Consider the following 20,506-nt stretch of genomic DNA (forward strand, 5'->3'; position numbering starts at 1 on the left):
CCTTAATATTCTGCTTCTGATTGTTTTAACTTAGTTGGCTCTATATGAGTTTTTACATTTTCTTTTAATACCACAAACTGTTTTTTCAAATTACCTTCTAAACCCTTTCCCATTGTACTAAAACCGATGCCTTTCGCTATTAATTTCTTATCAGTAAATACATCTTGAGTATTCAAATCCACAAAAAGCTGTTCTGTTTCAATTTGTTGTAGTTGCGACAGTCGGTCAAGACTTTTTATTTTAACGTTCCCTTCTAATCGCAATATCTTCTCTTTAGTAATTTCAGCATTATCAGACGTTAATTTCCATTTTTTTAATGCCTCTACCGAATCAAACAAATTAAATAATGGATTCATTAATTCAACTTGCCCCGTCTCCTCATAATGCTTTATCTCATCTGCTTGTACAAAATATTGGGGCTTACCATTTGTATCATAAGCAGAAGTGGTTGTCTTATTACCTATATATTCAGGCTGTCCAGCCTTCTTTATCAAACCATTCAAGTCTTGATTACTATTTTGCAGACCAAAATACCAGCCTGCCAATACAGCAACAATCATAATAAGTATGATATTTAAACGTAAATTCATAAAGATTCAATTATCTATATCGTAAAAAATGAAAGCCATCATATCATAAATTCATCTTAAAATATGATAATCCCCCAATAAATAAGCAGTGAACTTATTTCAATCTTAACTTTTGACCCACAAAAATTCTATTATTTTTAATATTATTTAATTTACTTAATTTTGCAGGTGTCGTGCCATACTTTCTCGCAAGAGAATATAACGTATCATCTTTCTTCACAACATAGCTTTTGATTGATCGTACTACTTTTTTCTGCGTTTTACGATGAATTTTAACTCTTTTAGTTGTTGGTTTTGCTTTTGTTTTACTTACAGCTTTATTTTTTGAGCTCGGTGTCGTTTTATGTGTTACCTTTCTTTTTGTTTGACTTGTTTTTTTCTTCTTCGTTTTCTTTGCAACAGGTATATTCACATAATTAGTACGACGGTAATTCACCAATCCAGTATAAATCGCTCTTGCTATTTTCTTTTGATAAGCACCGTGTGATAAGTTTCTCTCTTCTTTAGGATTAGATAAAAACCCCGTTTCCACCAGAATAGACGGAATGTCAGGTGAACGTAATACCGCCAAGCTTGCATGTTGTGGTGTACGTCTCACTAAAGGAACCACTTTTTTTAATTCCTTTAAAACATTCTTACCTAAATCATAGCCAGCTCGTTGAGCATGGGAAAATTGTAAATCTAAGACTGTAGTGTCAAGGTAACGCTCTTTATTACCAGATAAAACGCTACCTATGCCACCCAATAATTCAGACTGTTTCTCGTGATCCTCTAACCATTTCCCCATTTCATTGTTTGCTCGACGATTAGAAAGCACCCAAACAGAAGCTCCCCTCACACTTTTAGAGACAGGAGACACATCTGCATGGATAGAAACTAATAAGTTGGCTTTATGCTTACGAGCAACTTCTGAACGCTTATTTACACCGATATAATAATCTGAACGGCGTGTAAGTACTGCTTTAAAATTAGCATCTGAATCTAACAAACGCTTTAACTGTTTTGAAATAGCTAACGTAATATGTTTTTCTTTAACTCGTGATGACTTACCTATTGCTCCTGGATCTTTTCCTCCGTGTCCTGGATCAATCGCAATCACCATTTTGTGTTTTGCCACAACAACAGTTGGCATACCTAATAATACACTGAATAAGGCAATAAAAAGATAGTGTGTCCACTTTTTTATTCTTCTACTCATAAATCCTCGCTAATGTAGACATCTTATTTTTCATCTCTAATGTGTTAGGCTGTAACCTAATAATTCTTCCGTTACCATCATAATCAATCTGAATATCTAAATCTGCCTCTGCAATCACACCTTGACCTTTTTCTGCCCACTCTAATAAGCATAATGATTGCGCTTGAAAATAATCTCTAATTCCCATAAATTCCAATTCTTCAGGATCACTTAAACGATATAAATCAAAATGATAAATCGAATAAGGAGGCAAATGATATTCCTCAACTAACGTATAAGTTGGGCTTTTCACATTTCCATTATGCCCAAAAGCTTGCACAATGCTTCTTGTTAGTGTCGTTTTACCCGCACCAAGTTCCCCATTCAAATAAACAACCAGTGAACGATCACTATTTTTTGCAAAAAATTGTTTAAATGTGACCGCTAGTTTCTGACCAAATTGAAGCATTTCAGTTTCATTTTTAAATGAAAAAGTTAAATTTTGCATTTTCTAACACTTATAGTTGTATAAAATGAGTACGATAGAATTTTAACTCTTCAATCGATTCACGTATATCATCTAACGCTAAATGCGTATTTTTTTTCTCAAATTGCGTCAGAATATCAGGTTTCCAACGCATAGCGAGTTCCTTTAATGTGCTCACATCTAAATGACGATAATGAAAATAATCTGCTAGATCAGGCATATAACGATATAAAAAACGTTTATCTTGAGCAATACTGTTACCACAAATTGGGGAGCAATCTTTAGGTACCCATTTTTTTAAAAAGTCTATGGTTTGTAATTCTGCTGCCCGTTCTGTTAATTTACTCTGTTTAACACGCTCAACCAAACCATTTGCAGTATGTGTTTTTACACACCACTCACTCATTTTACTTAATAACTCATCACTTTGATGAATTGCCAATACAGGGCCTTCAGCTAATATGTTTAACTCTTTATCGGTAACAATGGTCGCTATCTCAATAATACGTTCTTTTTCAGGGTCAAGCCCTGTCATTTCAAGATCGATCCAAATTAAATTTTGTTTATCTTGTACCATCTGCTATTCCTTTACCTCTAACTTCAATCGTTGAATAAGCTGCTTATTCGCAGGAGGAAATTGTCCTGAATCTAATTCCGATTGGTGAATCCAGAATCCTTCCTGCCCCTCTCTACCAAACGGCTCTCCTACCCACTCTTCCACTAAATAAAAGAAAAATTCAATGGTTTTAGTTGGATAATCAAAAGTAAAATGTTCATAAGGAAAAGCGCCCAAAATATGAATGCCAATTTCCTCTTCAATCTCTCGTATCAAGGCTTGTTCTGGCGTCTCACCGTTATCTACCTTTCCACCAGGAAACTCCAAAGACTGCGCAAAATCCTGCCCTTCAAGACGTTGAGTCAAATAAATTTGCCCAAACTCATTTCGAATAATAGCAGCAGACACCTGTATAACAGGCTTAATTGTATTTTTGGGGTTAGGTTTATCACTCATATTCATTTTCCTCTGAACAACAATCCTCTAAATAAAATAAGCGGTACGATATGTATAGAAATTTGCAAATTTTTAACCTTATCTTACCGCTTATTCTCATTAAGTATAACTGGCTTTATTGCCATGACAATGTTTATATTTCTTACCGGAGCCACAAGGACAAGGTGCATTACGTGAAACTTTCTGTTTTGAAAAATCAACTTGAGAATCTTCATCACTAGTATGATAACCCGCCATCTCTTTTTCAGCAATGGCTTGACGCTGACGCTCAGCTTCTTCTACCTCTTCTTGGCTACGCACTTGAATACGACTTAATATACTAATCGTATTAAATTTCAATGTTTCTAGCATAGCAGTAAACATTTCAAATGACTCTTTTTTATACTCTTGTTTCGGATCTTTCTGAGCATAGCCACGTAAGTGAATACTTTTACGCAAATAATCCATTGATGATAAATGCTCTTTCCACAGTTCGTCAAGATTTTGTAGCATCACGCCCTGTTCAAAGTTACGCATTATCTCTGCTCCTACCAGTTGCTCTTTCTCCTGATAAATATCTGCAGCCGTGTTTACAATACGCTCTCTTAACGTTTCTTCATGTAAATGATTATCTTCTTCTAACCATTTTCCAATTGGAAGATCGATAGAGAAATCTTGTAACAATCTTGTTTCAAGGGCTGGAATATCCCACATTTCTTCAATCGATTGAGGTGGAATATATTGACTAATCACATTATTAAATACATCTTCACGAATATTTTTAATCATTGATGAAATATCCGTTTTCTCTAATAATTCATTACGTTGCTCATAAATGATCTTACGTTGATCATTCGCCACATCATCATATTGTAATAAATATTTACGACCATCAAAATTATGTGCTTCTACCTTCGCTTGTGCCGATGCAATCACTTTAGTAAGCAACTTAGATTCCATTGCTTCCCCTTCCTCACTAAAGGCTTTACGCATCATATTTAATTTACCTTCATTTAAGTAAATTCGCATTAATGCATCATCTAATGAAAGATAAAAACGAGAAGAACCTGGATCACCTTGACGACCTGAACGACCACGTAATTGGTTATCAATACGACGAGATTCGTGACGTTCCGTTCCAATAATATGTAAACCACCTGCTTCTACAACAATATTATGACGCTCTTGCCAAGCCGCTTTAATTTCATCAATCTGCTCTGGTGTTGGATTTTCCAATTTATCAATTTCTGCAAGCCAGTTACCCCCTAAGACAATATCCGTACCACGTCCTGCCATATTGGTTGCAATCGTTACTGCTCCTGGATAACCTGCATTTTCAATAATTTGAGCCTCTTGAGCATGAAATTTCGCATTCAATACTTTATGTTCAATACCTACTTTAGAGAGTGCATTAGAGAGCTCTTCTGATTTTTCAATTGACACTGTACCAACTAAAACAGGCTGATTACGAGCAATACAATCTTGAATATCTTCAATCACCGCACTAAATTTTTCCGTTTCTGTTTTAAACATTAAATCAGTGCGATCATCACGAATCATTGGGCGGTTAGTAGGAACAACAATGGTATTCAAACCATAAATTTGTTGAAATTCAAAGGCTTCCGTATCTGCCGTACCCGTCATCCCAGCCAATTTTTCATACAAACGGAAATAATTTTGATAAGTTATTGATGCGACGGTTTGGTTTTCTGCTTGAATACTGACCTTTTCTTTTGCTTCAATCGCTTGATGTAAACCATCAGACCAACGACGCCCTGCCATTGTACGCCCTGTATGTTCATCAATAATCACCACTTCGCCATCTTTAATAATATAATCAACGTCTTTTTCAAACAGTTTATGGGCTCTAAGTGCCGCATAAGTATGATGTAACAAACTAATACGCGCAGGAGAATAAAGACTTTCATCTTCATTCATTAACCCTATTTGAGTCAATAATTCTTCAACTTTAACCTGCCCACGCTCTGTTAAATGAGCCTGTTTATTTTTAAGATCTAAGGTAAAATCCCCTTCGCCAATATATTCTTCAGTATCTTCTTTTTCTTGGAAAATTAGGTGAGGAATAATTTTATCAACGGCTTGATAAACTTGTGTAGCATCCTCAGCAGGACCTGAAATAATCAAAGGAGTACGAGCTTCATCAATTAATATAGAATCCACTTCATCCACTAACGCATAATGTAACTGCTTTTGAAAACGCTCTTCTTTTGAATGTGCTAAGTTATCACGTAAGTAATCAAAACCTAATTCACTATTAGTAGCATAAGTGACATCTGCCGCATAAGCTGCTTGCTTTTCATCAGAAGAAAGCCCTGGTACATTCACAGAAACGGTCATTCCTAAAAATTCAAACAAAGGACGATTCGTATCTGCATCACGACGTGCCAAATAATCATTGACGGTTACAACGTGAACCCCTTTACCTGTTAAGGCATTCAAATAACAAGGCAAAGTTGCCGTTAAGGTTTTCCCTTCACCAGTACGCATCTCTGCGATATTACGCTCAATCAATACCATACCACCAATTAACTGAACGTCAAAATGGCGTAATCCTAACACACGCTTACTGGCTTCTCGCACTGTGGCAAATGCCTCGTGTAATAAACTGTCTAAGCTCTCACCCTCTGCTAAACGCTGTTTAAATTCTGCTGTTTTAGCTTGTAATTGTTCATCAGTTAATTGTTCAAATTCTGGTTCTAATTTATTGATTTGATAAACACGCTTTCTTAAACGACGTAAAACACGATCGTTACTGCTACCAAAAATGGCAGTGGCTAATTTTGTAATCATAGTTAATTTCCTTTAAAAATAGTAAAAAGTGAGATCCACTCACCGCTAAAAATATAATAATAATTTTTAAAGGTTGTAAGGTCCTGCTCGGATAGGATTTGCCGTCACTTCGTTTAATTGATAATTTTTTGCAAAAAATTCAATTGATGTGACCGCTTGTAAGCGAACAGTTGACTGCTCTTGTGATTGACAAAAATATTGCAAATTCTTAGTAACAACTAACCGCTTATTTGCCAATTGATAGAATGGAATTACTTGCTGAACACTAATGGGTCTCGAACCACTTTCACTGGCATTTGCATCGATCGACGGCAAAGCACAAATCGCAACAATACCTAACAGTAAGTGTGATAAACGTGTGGATTTATAAATTTGTCTAAAAAGTCCCATTACTACTCAAATGATAAATGTGTTAAAATGATAAAGCTTCATTATACGGTAATTTACCTTAATTTGGAAAAATATTAGGGCAAAGTAGTAAAATTCAAGTAGGAAAATTATATCAGATGAAAAATTCTACAACTCAAAATATTGTCGATCTCTTACAACAAACAAAATTAAGTCACATTGTCGAACGAGCAAACTTACTCAATAACTTAAATACTAAAGTTCAACAAAGGCTCCCTCAAGCCTATAAAGGACTTTATCGAATTTCAAATTTAGTAGATAATACGCTGATGATTGAAGTACAAAATGCCACTATCAAAAATGGCTTACAATTACAAAAAAGCACCTTATTAACATTAATAAGAATTGACTTCCCTAATGTAACGGATTTATCATTCCGTATAAATCCAAATTTTTAAATATTTCTAACTACTCAATTACTCGATAGAGGATCAATAATTATGAAAAAACTAGCTGTTATTTGTTGTATCTCCTTACTTAGTGCGTGTTCACTAATGAATAAAAATATTGCAGGATCTTATCAAGGCACTCTACCTTGTGCTGATTGTGATAAAATTAATGCAAAATTAATCTTAAAACGTGATCAGTCCTATATCTATGAAACTGTCTATTTCAAAGGCGTAAAAACCTATGACTATATTGAACAAGGAAAATTTGATTGGGATAAAGAAAAAAATGATATCATCACACTAGATGACAATGCTGGAAACATCAAATTTAAAGTGACAGGTAATTCTGTTGAAATGTGTGATGCAAAAGGTAACGTCACAAAAAGCAATTTAAATTATAAATTACAACGAGTTATGACAAAAGAAAAATAATTGAATAAAAAGGAAATGGCGGTGAGAGAGGGATTTGAACCCTCGATACGCTTTCGCATATACACGCTTTCCAGGCGTGCTCCTTAAGCCACTCGGACATCTCACCAGATAAAATTTCAAGCTTATTGAAGTGGCAAGATTCTATAGAGTTTTTGCCACTTTAGCAAGTGGTTTATGATGGTTTTCCAATACAATTGGGGGAGTTAGGTATAACTGCCTCTTTTTCTTGCCACTCTTGTGGTGTATAAAGATGTAGCGCCAATGCATGTACTGTAGTATCTAACTCATCAGCTAAACAACTATACACTGCACGGTGTCTAGCAATCATTTTTTGATTATTAAATTGTTCTGAAACTAAAATCAGTTTAAAATGAGAACTTCCAGTTAAACTAGAGCGATGTTTATAGCTTTCGTTTTCTAAGGATAATACCTGTGGATTAAAGCTATTAGTGAGTTTTTGAATCATTAATTGTTCTAGGGACATAAAAAACTTCTCCTTAATAAAAAGAAGTATAATACTACATCTACTTAACGAAATATAATTTTTAAATATACGGAAATTTATGACACGTTTAACAGCTCGCAAAGGTTATAACCCCTCATTTTCTTGGACATTTCTCTATCCAAAATACTGGGCAATCTGGCTTGGTGTATTTGGTCTAATCATTTTAGGTTTCATCCCTTTTAAATTAAGGGATAAACTAGCAATGTTTATTGGTAAAATTGCTTATAAAAAAGCATCAAAACAAGCACACAAAGCAGAAGTCAATTTACGTTACTGCTTTCCTCAATGGACTGAAGCACAAAGAGAAGCTGTCATAAAAGAAATGTTTATCCGTGTTGCTCAAACAATGTTAGCAATAGGTGAACTAGCCGTTCGCTCTCCTAAATATTTACAATCTCGTATTGAAATAACAGGACTTGAACACCTACAAGCGGTCACATCTCAAGGAAAAAATGCAATTTTACTCGTCCCTCATACTTGGTCTATTGATGCATCTGGTGCTATTCTAACCACGATGGGAATGCCGATGACATCAATGTACAACCCTCATCGTAACCCACTAGTTGACTGGCTGTGGAACTTAGTAAGAGAACGTTTTGGAGGAAAATTACACGCTAGACAAAATGGTATTAAACCATTTTTAAATGATGTTAAACAAGGAAAACTAGGTTACTTTTTACCTGATGAAGACTTTGGTGAAAAAGCTAGTGTTTATGTCGATTTTTTTGCCACAGAAAAAGCAACCCTACCTGGATTAACTAAAATGGCAAAACTCACCAATGCTGGCATAGTCCCTCTGTTTCCTATTTACGATCCTCAAAAAGGTGTTTACCACCTAGAAATTCTCCCTGCAATGACCTTTTCAGGCGAACCAGAACAAGCCGCCCGTGAAATGAATAAAGTAATTGAATATTTTGTCACTAAAAACCCTGAACAATATGTGTGGATTCTTAAATTATTAAAAACACGACGAAATGGAGAAGATATTTACACACCATACTAAAGTCTAAGCAGCCTACACGGCTGGTAACTAGAGATTTTAAATATAAAACCCTTATTTATCAATAGATCAGAGCCAAAATAACTAAAAATACCTTCCAAAAAACAAAACACTCTAACTATTTGATAATTAGAGTGTTTTTATTTAGCCTAAAAATAAAGGGTATTTTACCAATTTGGGACAGTTGTTGTGCTACTTAATCCATAAGTATTAAATTTTCCCGATTGATAAGTATCTACGTCTATTTGCTCAATTTGTAAAGAAAATTCATTTTGATTACTTTCACTCTTTAATTTGATATAAGGACGTAACTCAAGAGGAGGATTGTAATAAAGAATCAATGCCTTTTCTCGACTTAAATTTTCTTGTTGCATAATTTGTGCAATTCGTTCTGCTTTGACCTCATCAAAAGTTTTGTTATGACGTTTTGCATAACGACGAATTTGACGATCTCGATTTTTTTCTTGTCGAAAACGTTTTACACAAATATAACTAACCTGTTCAGGTACGGCTTTAATACTAGAACAATGAACATAATCAGCAAGACGTTCTAGCCATTTTTTAAAATCTAACTGTTCCAGTTCTTGTTCCGTGTGAGCAAAAATACGCAATTTAGATCCTAAAATAGCGACTGTCTTCCCTTCTTTTTCAAAACATCGATACTCAGGAAAACTGACGCCGATATTTGATGTCTCCGCACTCTCACCATTTGTCTTTTTAGCTTGTTCAACTAATGCTAAATGGAGTTGAGTGAAAGCTTTTGACCAAATAAAATAAAGAGAAATATCTGCATTTTTGATCAGGGTAACTTCTTGGTAGTAATTCATTTGTTACTCCTTACCACTTGCTCCAAATACACCACCACGAATAAGCACACCGATAACATAGTGTTGTTGTTCAACAGCAGGTTCTTTTCCTTTTAACACCCAATCATCAAAGAGAGTATAAAAATCCATTTTTTGTTTTGGTTGGCGGAAAGCCTTTCCCATTGTTGTTACGGCACCATAAGGTTCAATGGCAATTGGAAACTCTGCTTCAGGATACCAATCATCAATCGTACGAATAGCATTACTTACTTTTTGTGAGTGCATACCTGCTTTACCGTTGATTTCGTATAATACTTTACTCTTAGTTTTACCCGTATCTAGCACCAACTCTTGTGATGGGTATACTTCCTGTCCATATCCCATTTTTGCTGTTGCTGTTACATATAAAATAATAAAGTTTTCTCCAGTCAGTCCCTGTTCAATAAGTTTTGCCAGTTTGGTGATATCTTCGTTTTGTATATCAAAGTTTTGTAGTGTAATTTGTTTTGCATCAAATACAAACTCTTCTTGATTACAAGTCACTTTTACCGTAATTTCTTCTGCTCCGACACGATTACGCCATAACCAACGAGCATTGGCAATATTAATAGCATAACGTCGTGCAAGTTCAGCAACTCCTTGCGTACTTAAATAATTTGCAACAGTTTCCTCTAGTGCTTTTTGATAATCTTGATCATTACACACATTTGGCTTTCCTGTAAAAGGTAATACTTTACAGCTCCAGCTAACTAATAAAGTATCACAGCTTTCATCTAAAGCTGCGGCATCTACTCGTTGTAAATTCGCATTTTGTATTTCTGCATCTAGCTTTGCATGATCTTTTTCAGCATCCTGTTTATCTTTTTTCTTTAATCGATTACTAATTGTTCCTCTAACAGATTTTTCCTTAATACTAACAGCGATAGGGTTACTATTTGTTGTACTATCAATTTGTGCAAAAAATGCATCAGAAATATCAAGATTACGTTCAAAAGCTAATACGCTTGCGGTAGTTAATTTGCTCATTATGTACTCCTATTGGGTAAAAATTTAGTTAAATATTTTGTGTAACAAGATAAAGTGAGTTTTCTTCGTCATAGCTATAATGCCAAAAAGCATTTTTAATCATTTTAGTTTCAATTCCTGCTTCAGAATCAGTCTTGATTAATCGCTGAGGATAGACCCATTTGCCTAAACCATATACTGCCTCAACATACTGGCTTGGATATTCAGGATTTCTAATATGTTGCATAACACCTGCATCATATTTGGGAGAAATACCTTGATAACCAATCGGCATAGGAACAAGCCAACCTCGCCCTGTTTTTTGAGAGGTAGTTTTCCACACAATTTCTGTTTGTTCTTTTTCCGTTTGCCCTTTTTTATTTGGCACCTCTTCTGGAATATGATGTAAAGTACAAACATCAATAAGGGCATCTAAAGCGGTCACATTCGGATCTACTTTTTGCAATTCTGTAATAATTTCCTCAAAATCCTTTTGTGCGTCCATTAAAACAAAAGCAGGCATTAGCATTGAAACTACATCGTGTAAACCATTATCTAAAAAATCAACCTTTGCCAATCTTTGAGTGCTGCCTCCTGCAATACGTTGCTGTAAAATCCACTGTGAGCTTTGCTCAATAAGGTGTTTTTGTTCTTCTATAGAAAGATCTTCTGTGCCTAATACTTCGATAACAAAGCTCATTGTGAGATGGCATTTTCCCTCTTCAATAATAGACGCCGTTTTGCCATCTTTTTTAATTGGATTACGGCTTTGATTAAAAGTGTAGTTGCTATATTTATTAGCTCTGTAGATTTGAGGCTGACAGTCATAACAAGCAAGTAACACACCACCCAAACTGTACGCCTGCCACTCCTCCATTGCCATCATCTTACGAGACATTGAATGGAATGCACCTAAAAAACCAGTGATAGCAGGGAAACCATAAGTAATGGGGCTAGATATACTATTTGCATTGCTAATTTGGACTTTATGAAAAACTAGGTAGCCAGCAACCTGTTTATTGATATTCATAGAAACACTCCTTTACCCGCTCGTTCATATTGTTTTTTCATAGCCATTATTTCACGTCGCCACTCATTATATTCAGGCTTACCCGTATCGTGTTTGAGATGAGGAAATTTATCTTGAATAAGCTTATTTAACCAACTTGCAAATTGTCGATAAATCTCTAAGTGCCATTCCAACTCTTCTCTATCCTCGGCAAACTCTTCTTCACCCTCTAAATTAGCACGCAAAGGGTCTAGCCATAATTTTTGGTTATAATCGAGTTGATAATCTTTTGACCAGCCCGCAGGATAGGTATTTTTTATATAGGTAGAAATAGAGAATAAAATATGCAAAATCTCATCAATAGCGAATTTTCTTGCATCACGTATATCAACAGTATTTTTATCACTTTTAATAACCTGAAAAAACTGCGCTATTGGTTTGTAACATTGATAAGCTAAATTTTTATTAAAAATGGTTCTAGTAGATTTGGATACATTAAAAAGATACCTTTGTGAAAATGTTGGAGGTATGGAGGGGAGTAGATAATTTCTACCTCCCTGCTTACTCATTAACAAACTCACATTTTGAGGCTTGGTACCACCTAATTGAACACTAGTTAAATCTGATAAAGTAACATAAGGTTTTTGCTCTGCTGTTTTTTTGAAGCGATTATCTTGTGCTTCCTTATTTTCCTCAGAATACTTTAAAGCATTGATACGTTGATATAACTCGTGAGTTAAAACTGATGGATAAAGAGGAATGATATTATGATAACTAAGATCTTCAATGCTCTCTGCTACATTAGAATTAGTTGCCCACAGTATCTGTTTGTTTCGTTCGTGGGTGACAGGTGAAGTCACGGTATTTTGTAAAGCCTCTTTAAATGCTTGATGATAACTTTTTGCTATTGTTTGATCACTAGATAAAGAAGCAATAAAGTCCGCATTATCTTCTAAAATAAGATCTCGAATTTTCACCTGTTTATTTGCAAACTCACCAACAACAAAATCAAAAAAAGCCGCTAATGGCAAAGCTGCTGCATTCCCATTTGCATCAATATAATCACTTTTTATACTGTGAGAACCGACTATTTCAATAGGCAAATGGTGATCGGACTGAAAACTAATATTATCGCCTTTGGCATCAGGATGAATACCTTTAGAAATATGCGTACCAAAATACAATTGTTTTGCCATTTTATTGGCTGCGTTTTCTAGCCATATAGCAGAACTGTATTTCTCTCGCTCTTTGGAAAGCTTTTCTTGTAACGTTGCAATTTGATCACTGCTACTACTTTCTTTCGCTTTCTCTAATTGCCTTTGCTCTTTTTCGGTTTTTTTATTGAATTGGCTGTTTAAGAAGTTTTGTACAGCGTTTTGGGTAAGTTCTGAAGGAATTTGAGGCATTTGGGTTCTCCTTTGTTTAAACTTTAAGCACATTAAATCATACCTGAAAAATTTTTACAACCATCATTTGAATTAATTTAATAAAATTAGTAGAGAAATTTAATAAATACTTGTATACTATGTGTACATCGTAAAGATGGCTTAGAAAATCATATGAATAAAATTAGCTTTAATCTGCCGCATAGGCAGTGTATTAAAAAGATCTATGATTTATGAAAGGAAAAATAAAATGAGCTGTGTAATACCACCATTTTCAAAAAAGAAAAAAATCAATAATACAATTAAGCCAAGTAATATTATACCTTTAGCCCCAATAGATGATATTGCAACAGAAAATCAAAAATACTATGAAAGTAGATTATTAGGTGCTTTAAAAAATAAAAGAGTTAAAAATATTGCTTTAACAGGTATATATGGTTCTGGGAAAAGTACCATCCTCAACACATTTAAGAAAAAATGCAGTGATAAGTGGAAATTTGTAGATATTTCATTATCCACTTTTGATATTAAAAGTCTTGATTCACAAGAAAATAATATGCTGGAAGAAAAAGACTTGCAATTGTTGGAACGGAGTATTTTGCAGCAGTTGTTTTATTCAGTTGAGCATAGTGATATTCCTCTTTCACGATTTAAAAGAATCGTAAAGCCAACTAAGCGGTCTCGGATTTCTATTTTTGTTGCCATTGCTATTATTTTTCTAAGTTATTTTTCTCTTTTTGAAAAAAACAATACTTTGTTGGGATTATTGCCAGAAACATTAAAATTAGCACTAGAAAAATATGAATGGTTACCCACAACTGGCATGGGGCTTTTTATTTTATCCTCATTATTTCTTATTTATCAATTACTAAATTATGCTCTCAATCTCAAAGAAATTAAATTTAAATTACATAATGCAGAATTTAACGTAAAAGACGAAGAAAACAAATCAATACTCAATGACCACCTTGATGAAATTATTTACTTTTTTCAAGAAACCAAAAAAAATGTCGTCATTATTGAAGACTTGGATAGATTTGAAAATACCTCTATTTTTATACGATTAAGAGAGTTGAACTCCTTAATCAATGCTTCATGTACACACCGAGTGGTTTTTATTTATGCTATTAGAGACGACATGTTCAAAGACACAGAAAGAAGTAAGTTCTTCGAATATATTATTCCTGTTATACCAATAATCAATCCGACTAATGCGTATGATATTCTCAAAAAAGAATATAAAGAGCAAATTGAAAGTTTAGATAATTTTTTCTTACGTAGAGCCTGCCTCTATTTTCATGATATGCGGCTATTGAAAAATATCATGAATGAGTTTGAGGATTTTTCGGTGTTATTAAAAGGATTACCATTAGATAAAAATCAATTATTTTCAATGGTTGTGTACAAAAATTATCATCCAGAAGAATTTGCCAAGCTAAATTCTAATAATGGTGAAATTTATGATATTTTCAACAAAAAAAAGCAAGACATTATTAGCAATAGAATTAAAGGGATTGAATGTGAGATTGCTCTGTTAGAAGAAGAAAAAGATGTCATCGCTAGTGAGAAATTAGATTCTATCAGTGAATTAAATGTAATTTATTCTCACTACTTAGATTGTAAACTCAAAGAGTTGGATGGTAGATATTACTCTGGCATTGAAATTGATGATAAGGAGTGGGAATTTGGTCAGTATGATGAAGATCTATTTTTAACTTTAATAAAAGGTGAATTTAATTCTTGTCAAATGCTAAACGGATATAACAGTTGGTATCGCAATATTAATTTTAGCGAGGTAGAAAAATTAACACATTTCACTGAGACTTATCCGCAAAGGCTAGAGCTAATCAAAAAGAAAGGGCAAAAACGGTTAACAGAAATACAAAATGAAATTAATAACCTAACAAAACAAAAAGAAGAAATAAAAAATCAATCACTTAGAAATCTTTTAAAAAATGAAGAAGTTTCAGAATCTAGACAGCTCAATTTCTTCCTTGTCAATGGCTATATCAATGAAACCTACACTGACTATATATCTTACTTTTTTGAGTCATCAATTACTACATCAGATAAAACATATGCAATGTTAGTTGCTAGTCGCAAAGAACCACAGTTTGAATTAGAGATTCAAAAACATGAAGAGTTATTAGCAAATTACCTTTCAAAAGAGGATATGCTAACATCTAGTGTATTAAATATTAGTATGCTCGGATATTTACTAAATAACCGTTATAAGCATTTTTCTGCGTGTAATAACATGATAACAAAATTGTCTGATCAATCTGATGTTTCTAATGAGTTTTTAACGTTATTATTTAATAAAAAAATCGATTTCTATCATTTTTTAATTCCAGAATTGATTAAAATCAGTGAAAACGTATTTGATGTAGTTTTAGATGAAGTCGAAGATGAGCAAACGGTTAGCAATTATAAAAAAATCATCTCATATTCGGGTGTTCAATTAGCAAACTCATCTTACCTAATTAATAAATTGAAAAAATTTCTCTCTAATAGAGCAGATTACATAGATTTTGTTATGGAATGTTTTTCGAATGACAAGGAAAAGTTTAAATCATTCAGTAAAACAATTCATCCGATGTTTGAGAATCTGAAGCCGACAAATCTTGCGCTATTCAACTGGCTAGGTGAACAGAACTATTTCTATATTGAGAAAAGCATTATTTCTGATGCGTTGATGGCAAACTTAAATTTAACAGAAGAGCAAGTAATGGCGAAACTCAAGAGAATGCCTTTTACGACTATTTTAGATTCTGAAATTAACTACTTAATCAGGGATTACGAAACTGAGCCAGAAAGTCTTATCCAAATTTTCATAGATGATTTAGAAGAAGATGAATACCTAGAAGAAAAAGCTGAAACCGTACAGAAAATTATTAATAATGAGAAACTGGATATTGACATAAAAATCAACTTAATTTTAAAGTGTAAAACTAAATTAAAGCACCTTAAAACAATCAACCAAGAAGTGCATAATATGCTTTTAGAAAACAATGGCATTGAACCGACATGGGATAATGTAGTGATGTACTATGCAAATCATGCCAATGAGCTGAATGAGATACTCATTAATTTTATCGAAAAACATGCCGCTCATTTAGGAAAAGAAACAAAAGAATATAAAGCGGTATTTGAAGAAGCCGAAGAATTACAAAAAGCATTTGAAATTTCTTTAGTAAAATGTAATGAAATAAGTGCCTCATCATATGGTTATCTCTTGGAGACATTGAGTTATAGATGGAAAAATCTTGATATTTCAATGTTGAATAATGATAAAGTGCTTTTACTAATCGAACAAGGTAAGCTGTCTTTCAATTCTGAAATGTGGAATATAATCAAAAATTATCAGTCAGATGATGTACATAAATCTTACATTGAAAGACATATCGAAAGGATTTTGGACGGTGATAATATAGATTTGGTTGATGAAGATGTACTCGTAATAATACTCAAATCTGAATCTATAATTAACGAATGTAAACAGGCGTTTATCAGAAATTTTTCAGAACAACTTATTCCTTTTGCCGCGAAATATCCTTACAGTTGCTTCGAAGTTTATGGGAAAGAAAAAATGCCTAATGATCTGTATCAGAGTATCAAGAATAAAAATAATAGCGTAGTTATACAACAATTATTTTTAAATCAATATAAACATATTAGTACTGATGAAGTTCTTACATTGTTGAAGAAAATGGGTGATCCATTCGATGAGCTAAACGAGGATAACAAAACAGAATTTACTGATGACACAGAAACGAAAAAAATCTTAGATGCACTATATGATAAAAAAGTAATTTTAAAACCCCAAAAAATATTGAAAATGATGGGTAAGCATTATGAAACTCGCTTAAATAAAAAAATATTACAATAATGTATCCTCTATATATCTGACGGTCTTTAAGCTAAGTCTTAACTCCGTCAGCTATTGTGTTGTATCTTACAAAATTCAACACTCTAGTACAACAAATGTTTCTTAAGCATCAATACTCCTCAACAACCCCCAAAAACTCACTAAACCGCCACTCTTTTCTATCATCTAATGAAACACTAGAAAAACGAGTCGCCAAATAACGTAAACTCTTATCAGGATAAGAGTTTTGTATCTCTTCTAGTGCTTCAACTAGTCCTGTTGCTAGCCAAGGGCTGATTTGAGGGTGAGAGAAATCTGCCTCTAATGGTGATATTATGTTATCTTGCAATGTTGCGTCAGATAAACCATTTTTATACACAGATTCTGCAAAATAAACATCATATCCCTCTTCACTTTCATCATTTGGGATAATTAAAAAATCCTCTTCAGATTTACCTGCTCTAAATGGGCTAATTAGTTGTAAATGTATATGTGCTCGGTTGGCTGTTGTCTGTTTGTTCCAATAGGCATTAACATAATTTAGTGAGTTATTATTAAGTAAGTTTTGCATAACTTGATGCTCTAAATCACTTAATGTTTTAATACCATCATTAGTCGATTTAATAATACGAGGTTTTGCATCAATTTGTGCTAATTGTTCTGCTGTTAATAATTCCTGTAAATTATAGCTTGTAGGTTTAAACTGTTTTGTTTCAAATCCAGGATAAGTGAAAATAGTCGAATTAGGATTTTTAAAATAACGAATATTATGCTGTAAAATCAACATATTTGTTTTTTCAGCCACTTTATCAGGACGATGTCGCCAAAGACGTCCTGCAAGTTGGATAATAGAACGCATAGAAGAGGGTTCAACAATTGCCCAATCATAATCGTGATCACGTCCTACTTCGGCAACAGGGGTCGCTAAAATGATAAAAATATGGTGCTTTGTCTGACTCTGTTTTAGTGCTTTTTTTATTTCTGAATGCTCAAATAGTGCTGCTGGATTTTCTTTATCACGATGTAAAATACGATCTAATTTCGTTTCTAATGCGTTGCGTAATACCAATAGTTGTTTTGAGTGGTAACAACTCAAATGGATATGCACATCCTCAGGTACTTCTGCTTTTGCAAATAATTGCATGGCAATGGGAATAATATTATTAATATTGGCAATTCTAACCAAACCAACACTTACTTTTTTGCCTGTTTGAGGATCAACTTGATGATAATTATTATGCAAATTGATCGCACCATTGAGTATTTGCTGTCCTAAGTTGGCATAGAAACGAGCAGGTCTTTCTTGATTATAACTTAAATCTAACGGCAAAATATCCGCCTTACGTCTAACCTTTTGTTCTGAGAGAAAATCTTTACGTTTTTCAATAAATTGTTGGTTTTCTTTGGTAAAAGTATTGATATCAGCACACTGTACTGTTTTCATTGCGGTTTTTTGTTCATCAAACCAAGCACAAACAATATTGGGTTTACCCTTATTTTGACTGTGATTAAATAACTCTCGCCCTGCTTGATAGGCTTGAAATAGTCCCATTAACAGATCAGGTGTTAATGTTGCAGAAGATAATAAAACACGTGAGCCAAATAGCCCAGCCAAATGAACTAAACGAGACAGAGCAGGCAAATCATTTTGGTCAAAATCATCAGGTTCATCTAAAATCAAATCACTACTGAGTAGCCTTAACATTGGTGCTATATAGCGACCGCCACGCTTACACTCACTCGCTTGAATAATATGATCTACCGTACAAGTGACAATAGGTGAAAACAACAAGTCTCGCACTTTTTTATTTTCGATTACTGTACCTAAATTAAGCTCAGCATAGTCTTGATAATCAATTTGACTATCTACCCATTCGCTAAGTATATCCTCACTTGATTCACTCCCTAACAATCCCTCTTTTTCCTCTTCTTTTTTGTCTTGAGAACTATTTTGTTGATTTAATTCAAATAGATCTTTACTCGCTTGTCCCCCTACTAAAATAGCTAATTTGTCTGCGGATAAATCTAAATTATCACGAAAACTTTGCCCTGTTTGTAAGGTTAAAACACGCAATCCTAAAGCAATAGTAAAACGAGCACCTTTTTTGGGATCCGCTAAGCCATACATAATGCGAGCATTAGCAATAGTTTTGCCACAGCCTGTTGATGCCATATTCACACCAAAGAAGCCGTGTTCTTCACTCTCTTTTTGAACACGTTGAGCGAGCTGATAAGCCTTATTTTGCCACTTAAATCTTGAGATATCAGTGAATTTTGATAAAGATTGTTGCTCTTTTAATGTTGGTAAAGCGGTTGCAATAATGGGGAATTTTCTTGCAAATCCTGCCGTTAATGCTGCTACCCCAATGAGATGTTCATCAAGAGTTTGATTAGGCTTTGAAATTGGTTCATCTTCTACAAATGTTCTTTGTGTATTAGCGATTAACATCTGAAAGTTTTCATCGCCACTAAAACGACGATCTTTATCTTTTTCACCCAAACTAGAATAATTATGATCCGCCACCATTAAACATAAGCGTGATAAATATAATAAAAAAGTATCATCAATCGCTTTTTTATTATCAATAGCTTGTTGGCTCAATTGCATTAAAGCAGGATCTTTTAACGCCTTATTAGACCAACGTTTAATGGCTTTTTGCCAAACAGGACTACACATTACCTGTTCTTTAAATTTCCAAAAAGAATTTTGCTGTTTGATGGATATCTTTTTAGGTTCTTCTTTTTTAGTTTTGTCTTTTCTCGGTTTTTCTTCTTCAGCTTTCACCCAGCCTTCAAAAGCACATAAATATTTTTGATAATATCTTTCCAAACTCACGGAGAGGTTGATTTTCTTGTCTTCACTTCTGAATTCTTCTCTATCTTTCGATGATAAGTGAATTTTCTTATTATAAGGTGGAAATCTATGATGAGAAATAATCAACCAAGCCACCCATTGTGCAAGAGGGGGGATTTGTCCTAATTGAGTGGTATCTCTATGACATTGTTGTAACCTTTTATTAAGAGTACTTTTATTTTTAGATAACCATTTATCTATCTCAGTAAAACGGGATAACCATTGTTCATCTGTTTCACAACCTTCTACCATTACTTCAAATAATTTTAGTGAAATCCACTCGTGCCGATAAGGATCACTTTGTAGGCTTCCCTTTTCTAATTTATCTTGAAAGCCAAGTGTCGTTTTTCCAATATCGTGCAATAACGCAGCAATAGTCGCAATAATTTGAATACTACTTGCATATTTCCAATCGTTTTCCCACTCATTGTGTAAAATATTTCTTTTGGTTCTGTTGACTGCCACAATCCCCAAATGATTAAACTTTCTCTTATTTCCCACAATCCAAATTAATTCAGCACGTTGTCGAGTTCGCACTCGGTGACAACTCACCGCTGTTGATTTACTGGCCGTTTGGCGTAGTAATTGTTTGACGGCAAGTAGTCCCTCTTCTGTAATCGCCGTTTGCCAAACATTATCGCCAATACGATTAGCGAAAGCGTCTAAAATACGGCGAGTGCGAGAAAGGGCTTTCTTTTCACATTGAGAAATAAAGGTGACTAGCATTATGTGTAATTATCCTTTTTTTGTAACTCTTCTTGTAAAATGAGGGTTGAGAATTCTCATAGT

General features: G+C 33.9%; 17 protein-coding genes and 1 tRNA gene. 4 read left to right on the forward strand and 14 right to left on the reverse strand.

Annotated elements, in window-relative coordinates; all coding sequences use genetic code 11:
- Positions 1 to 2: 2 nt before the first annotated feature.
- The 7 genes from lptC to secM form a co-directional block, all read right to left on the reverse strand.
- Positions 3 to 590 carry an LPS export ABC transporter periplasmic protein LptC gene (gene lptC, locus A6B44_RS07690; RefSeq protein WP_090921226.1) on the reverse strand — a complete coding sequence of 196 codons (588 nt, stop codon included), beginning with the start codon at positions 588 to 590 and terminating at the stop codon, positions 3 to 5.
- 94 nt (positions 591 to 684) lie between these two features.
- On the reverse strand, positions 685 to 1,722 hold the full coding sequence (locus A6B44_RS07695) for an N-acetylmuramoyl-L-alanine amidase (RefSeq protein WP_246253151.1): 1,038 nt from the start codon (positions 1,720 to 1,722) through the stop codon (positions 685 to 687).
- 58 nt (positions 1,723 to 1,780) lie between these two features.
- Complete coding sequence (gene tsaE / locus A6B44_RS07700; protein ID WP_090921224.1) at positions 1,781 to 2,275, reverse strand: tRNA (adenosine(37)-N6)-threonylcarbamoyltransferase complex ATPase subunit type 1 TsaE; 495 nt, start codon at positions 2,273 to 2,275, stop codon at positions 1,781 to 1,783.
- 10 nt (positions 2,276 to 2,285) lie between these two features.
- Positions 2,286 to 2,831, reverse strand: a complete 546-nt coding sequence (orn, locus tag A6B44_RS07705) for an oligoribonuclease (RefSeq protein WP_090921223.1) — start codon at positions 2,829 to 2,831, stop codon at positions 2,286 to 2,288.
- Between the two features lie 3 nt (positions 2,832 to 2,834).
- The gene (mutT, locus tag A6B44_RS07710) at positions 2,835 to 3,266 is read right to left on the reverse strand and encodes an 8-oxo-dGTP diphosphatase MutT (RefSeq protein ID WP_090921222.1); all 432 of its coding nucleotides are present in this window, start codon (positions 3,264 to 3,266) and stop codon (positions 2,835 to 2,837) included.
- A 99-nt stretch (positions 3,267 to 3,365) separates the two neighbouring features.
- On the reverse strand, positions 3,366 to 6,056 hold the full coding sequence (secA, locus tag A6B44_RS07715) for a preprotein translocase subunit SecA (protein ID WP_090921221.1): 2,691 nt from the start codon (positions 6,054 to 6,056) through the stop codon (positions 3,366 to 3,368).
- Between the two features lie 66 nt (positions 6,057 to 6,122).
- Positions 6,123 to 6,446: a secA translation cis-regulator SecM gene (gene secM / locus A6B44_RS07720; RefSeq protein WP_090921220.1), complete on the reverse strand. Its 324-nt coding sequence runs from the start codon at positions 6,444 to 6,446 to the stop codon at positions 6,123 to 6,125.
- 116 nt (positions 6,447 to 6,562) lie between these two features.
- Between secM and A6B44_RS07725 the strand changes: the two genes are divergently transcribed.
- Both A6B44_RS07725 and A6B44_RS07730 read left to right on the forward strand, forming a co-directional pair.
- Positions 6,563 to 6,862 carry a DciA family protein gene (locus A6B44_RS07725; protein ID WP_090921219.1) on the forward strand — a complete coding sequence of 100 codons (300 nt, stop codon included), beginning with the start codon at positions 6,563 to 6,565 and terminating at the stop codon, positions 6,860 to 6,862.
- Between the two features lie 42 nt (positions 6,863 to 6,904).
- A complete protein-coding gene (locus tag A6B44_RS07730) occupies positions 6,905 to 7,285 on the forward strand; it encodes a copper resistance protein NlpE (protein ID WP_090921218.1) in 381 nt (126 codons plus the stop codon).
- A gap of 16 nt (positions 7,286 to 7,301) precedes the next feature.
- Here A6B44_RS07730 and A6B44_RS07735 read toward each other — a convergent pair.
- A tRNA-Ser gene (locus A6B44_RS07735) sits at positions 7,302 to 7,391 on the reverse strand.
- A 66-nt stretch (positions 7,392 to 7,457) separates the two neighbouring features.
- Positions 7,458 to 7,769 (reverse strand): BolA family protein, encoded by a 312-nt coding sequence (locus A6B44_RS07740; protein WP_090921217.1) that lies wholly within the window; start codon positions 7,767 to 7,769, stop codon positions 7,458 to 7,460.
- A 79-nt stretch (positions 7,770 to 7,848) separates the two neighbouring features.
- On the opposite strand from A6B44_RS07740, the gene lpxM reads away from it, so the two are divergent.
- Positions 7,849 to 8,793: a lauroyl-Kdo(2)-lipid IV(A) myristoyltransferase gene (lpxM, locus tag A6B44_RS07745; protein ID WP_090921216.1), complete on the forward strand. Its 945-nt coding sequence runs from the start codon at positions 7,849 to 7,851 to the stop codon at positions 8,791 to 8,793.
- Between the two features lie 164 nt (positions 8,794 to 8,957).
- Here the strand turns inward: lpxM and cas6f are convergent, their stop codons facing one another.
- The 4 genes from cas6f to csy1 are packed head-to-tail and all read right to left on the reverse strand — an operon-like array spanning position 8,958 to position 13,016.
- Positions 8,958 to 9,617 carry a type I-F CRISPR-associated endoribonuclease Cas6/Csy4 gene (gene cas6f / locus A6B44_RS07750; RefSeq protein WP_090921215.1) on the reverse strand — a complete coding sequence of 220 codons (660 nt, stop codon included), beginning with the start codon at positions 9,615 to 9,617 and terminating at the stop codon, positions 8,958 to 8,960.
- Between the two features lie 3 nt (positions 9,618 to 9,620).
- Positions 9,621 to 10,622, reverse strand: coding sequence for a type I-F CRISPR-associated protein Csy3 (gene csy3 / locus A6B44_RS07755; protein WP_090921214.1), 1,002 nt, complete (start codon positions 10,620 to 10,622; stop codon positions 9,621 to 9,623).
- Between the two features lie 28 nt (positions 10,623 to 10,650).
- Positions 10,651 to 11,631 carry a type I-F CRISPR-associated protein Csy2 gene (gene csy2, locus A6B44_RS07760; RefSeq protein ID WP_090921213.1) on the reverse strand — a complete coding sequence of 327 codons (981 nt, stop codon included), beginning with the start codon at positions 11,629 to 11,631 and terminating at the stop codon, positions 10,651 to 10,653.
- On the reverse strand, positions 11,628 to 13,016 hold the full coding sequence (gene csy1, locus A6B44_RS07765; protein WP_176673497.1) for a type I-F CRISPR-associated protein Csy1: 1,389 nt from the start codon (positions 13,014 to 13,016) through the stop codon (positions 11,628 to 11,630). The genes csy2 and csy1 overlap by 4 nt, the downstream gene beginning before the upstream one ends.
- Before the next feature lie 229 nt (positions 13,017 to 13,245).
- On the opposite strand from csy1, the gene A6B44_RS07770 reads away from it, so the two are divergent.
- Entirely contained in the window at positions 13,246 to 16,884 is a 3,639-nt protein-coding gene (locus tag A6B44_RS07770) for a YobI family P-loop NTPase (RefSeq protein ID WP_090921210.1), read from the forward strand.
- A 109-nt stretch (positions 16,885 to 16,993) separates the two neighbouring features.
- On the opposite strand, the gene cas3f is transcribed toward A6B44_RS07770, so the two are convergent.
- Entirely contained in the window at positions 16,994 to 20,443 is a 3,450-nt protein-coding gene (gene cas3f / locus A6B44_RS07775) for a type I-F CRISPR-associated helicase Cas3f (protein WP_090921208.1), read from the reverse strand.
- Between the last annotated feature and the right edge of the window lie 63 nt (positions 20,444 to 20,506).

Source organism: Pasteurella skyensis, from assembly GCF_013377295.1.
GTDB lineage: Bacteria > Pseudomonadota > Gammaproteobacteria > Enterobacterales > Pasteurellaceae > Phocoenobacter > Phocoenobacter skyensis.

Coding starts and splice junctions, on each gene's coding strand:
- lptC (WP_090921226.1), bottom strand. CDS start 590: ATGAATTTACGTTTAAATATCATACTTATTATGATTGTTGCTGTATTG.
- A6B44_RS07695 (WP_246253151.1), bottom strand. CDS start 1,722: ATGCCAACTGTTGTTGTGGCAAAACACAAAATGGTGATTGCGATTGAT.
- tsaE (WP_090921224.1), bottom strand. CDS start 2,275: ATGCAAAATTTAACTTTTTCATTTAAAAATGAAACTGAAATGCTTCAA.
- orn (WP_090921223.1), bottom strand. CDS start 2,831: ATGGTACAAGATAAACAAAATTTAATTTGGATCGATCTTGAAATGACA.
- mutT (WP_090921222.1), bottom strand. CDS start 3,266: ATGAGTGATAAACCTAACCCCAAAAATACAATTAAGCCTGTTATACAG.
- secA (WP_090921221.1), bottom strand. CDS start 6,056: ATGATTACAAAATTAGCCACTGCCATTTTTGGTAGCAGTAACGATCGT.
- secM (WP_090921220.1), bottom strand. CDS start 6,446: ATGGGACTTTTTAGACAAATTTATAAATCCACACGTTTATCACACTTA.
- A6B44_RS07725 (WP_090921219.1), top strand. CDS start 6,563: ATGAAAAATTCTACAACTCAAAATATTGTCGATCTCTTACAACAAACA.
- A6B44_RS07730 (WP_090921218.1), top strand. CDS start 6,905: ATGAAAAAACTAGCTGTTATTTGTTGTATCTCCTTACTTAGTGCGTGT.
- A6B44_RS07740 (WP_090921217.1), bottom strand. CDS start 7,769: ATGTCCCTAGAACAATTAATGATTCAAAAACTCACTAATAGCTTTAAT.
- lpxM (WP_090921216.1), top strand. CDS start 7,849: ATGACACGTTTAACAGCTCGCAAAGGTTATAACCCCTCATTTTCTTGG.
- cas6f (WP_090921215.1), bottom strand. CDS start 9,617: ATGAATTACTACCAAGAAGTTACCCTGATCAAAAATGCAGATATTTCT.
- csy3 (WP_090921214.1), bottom strand. CDS start 10,622: ATGAGCAAATTAACTACCGCAAGCGTATTAGCTTTTGAACGTAATCTT.
- csy2 (WP_090921213.1), bottom strand. CDS start 11,631: ATGAATATCAATAAACAGGTTGCTGGCTACCTAGTTTTTCATAAAGTC.
- csy1 (WP_176673497.1), bottom strand. CDS start 13,016: ATGCCTCAAATTCCTTCAGAACTTACCCAAAACGCTGTACAAAACTTC.
- A6B44_RS07770 (WP_090921210.1), top strand. CDS start 13,246: ATGAGCTGTGTAATACCACCATTTTCAAAAAAGAAAAAAATCAATAAT.
- cas3f (WP_090921208.1), bottom strand. CDS start 20,443: ATGCTAGTCACCTTTATTTCTCAATGTGAAAAGAAAGCCCTTTCTCGC.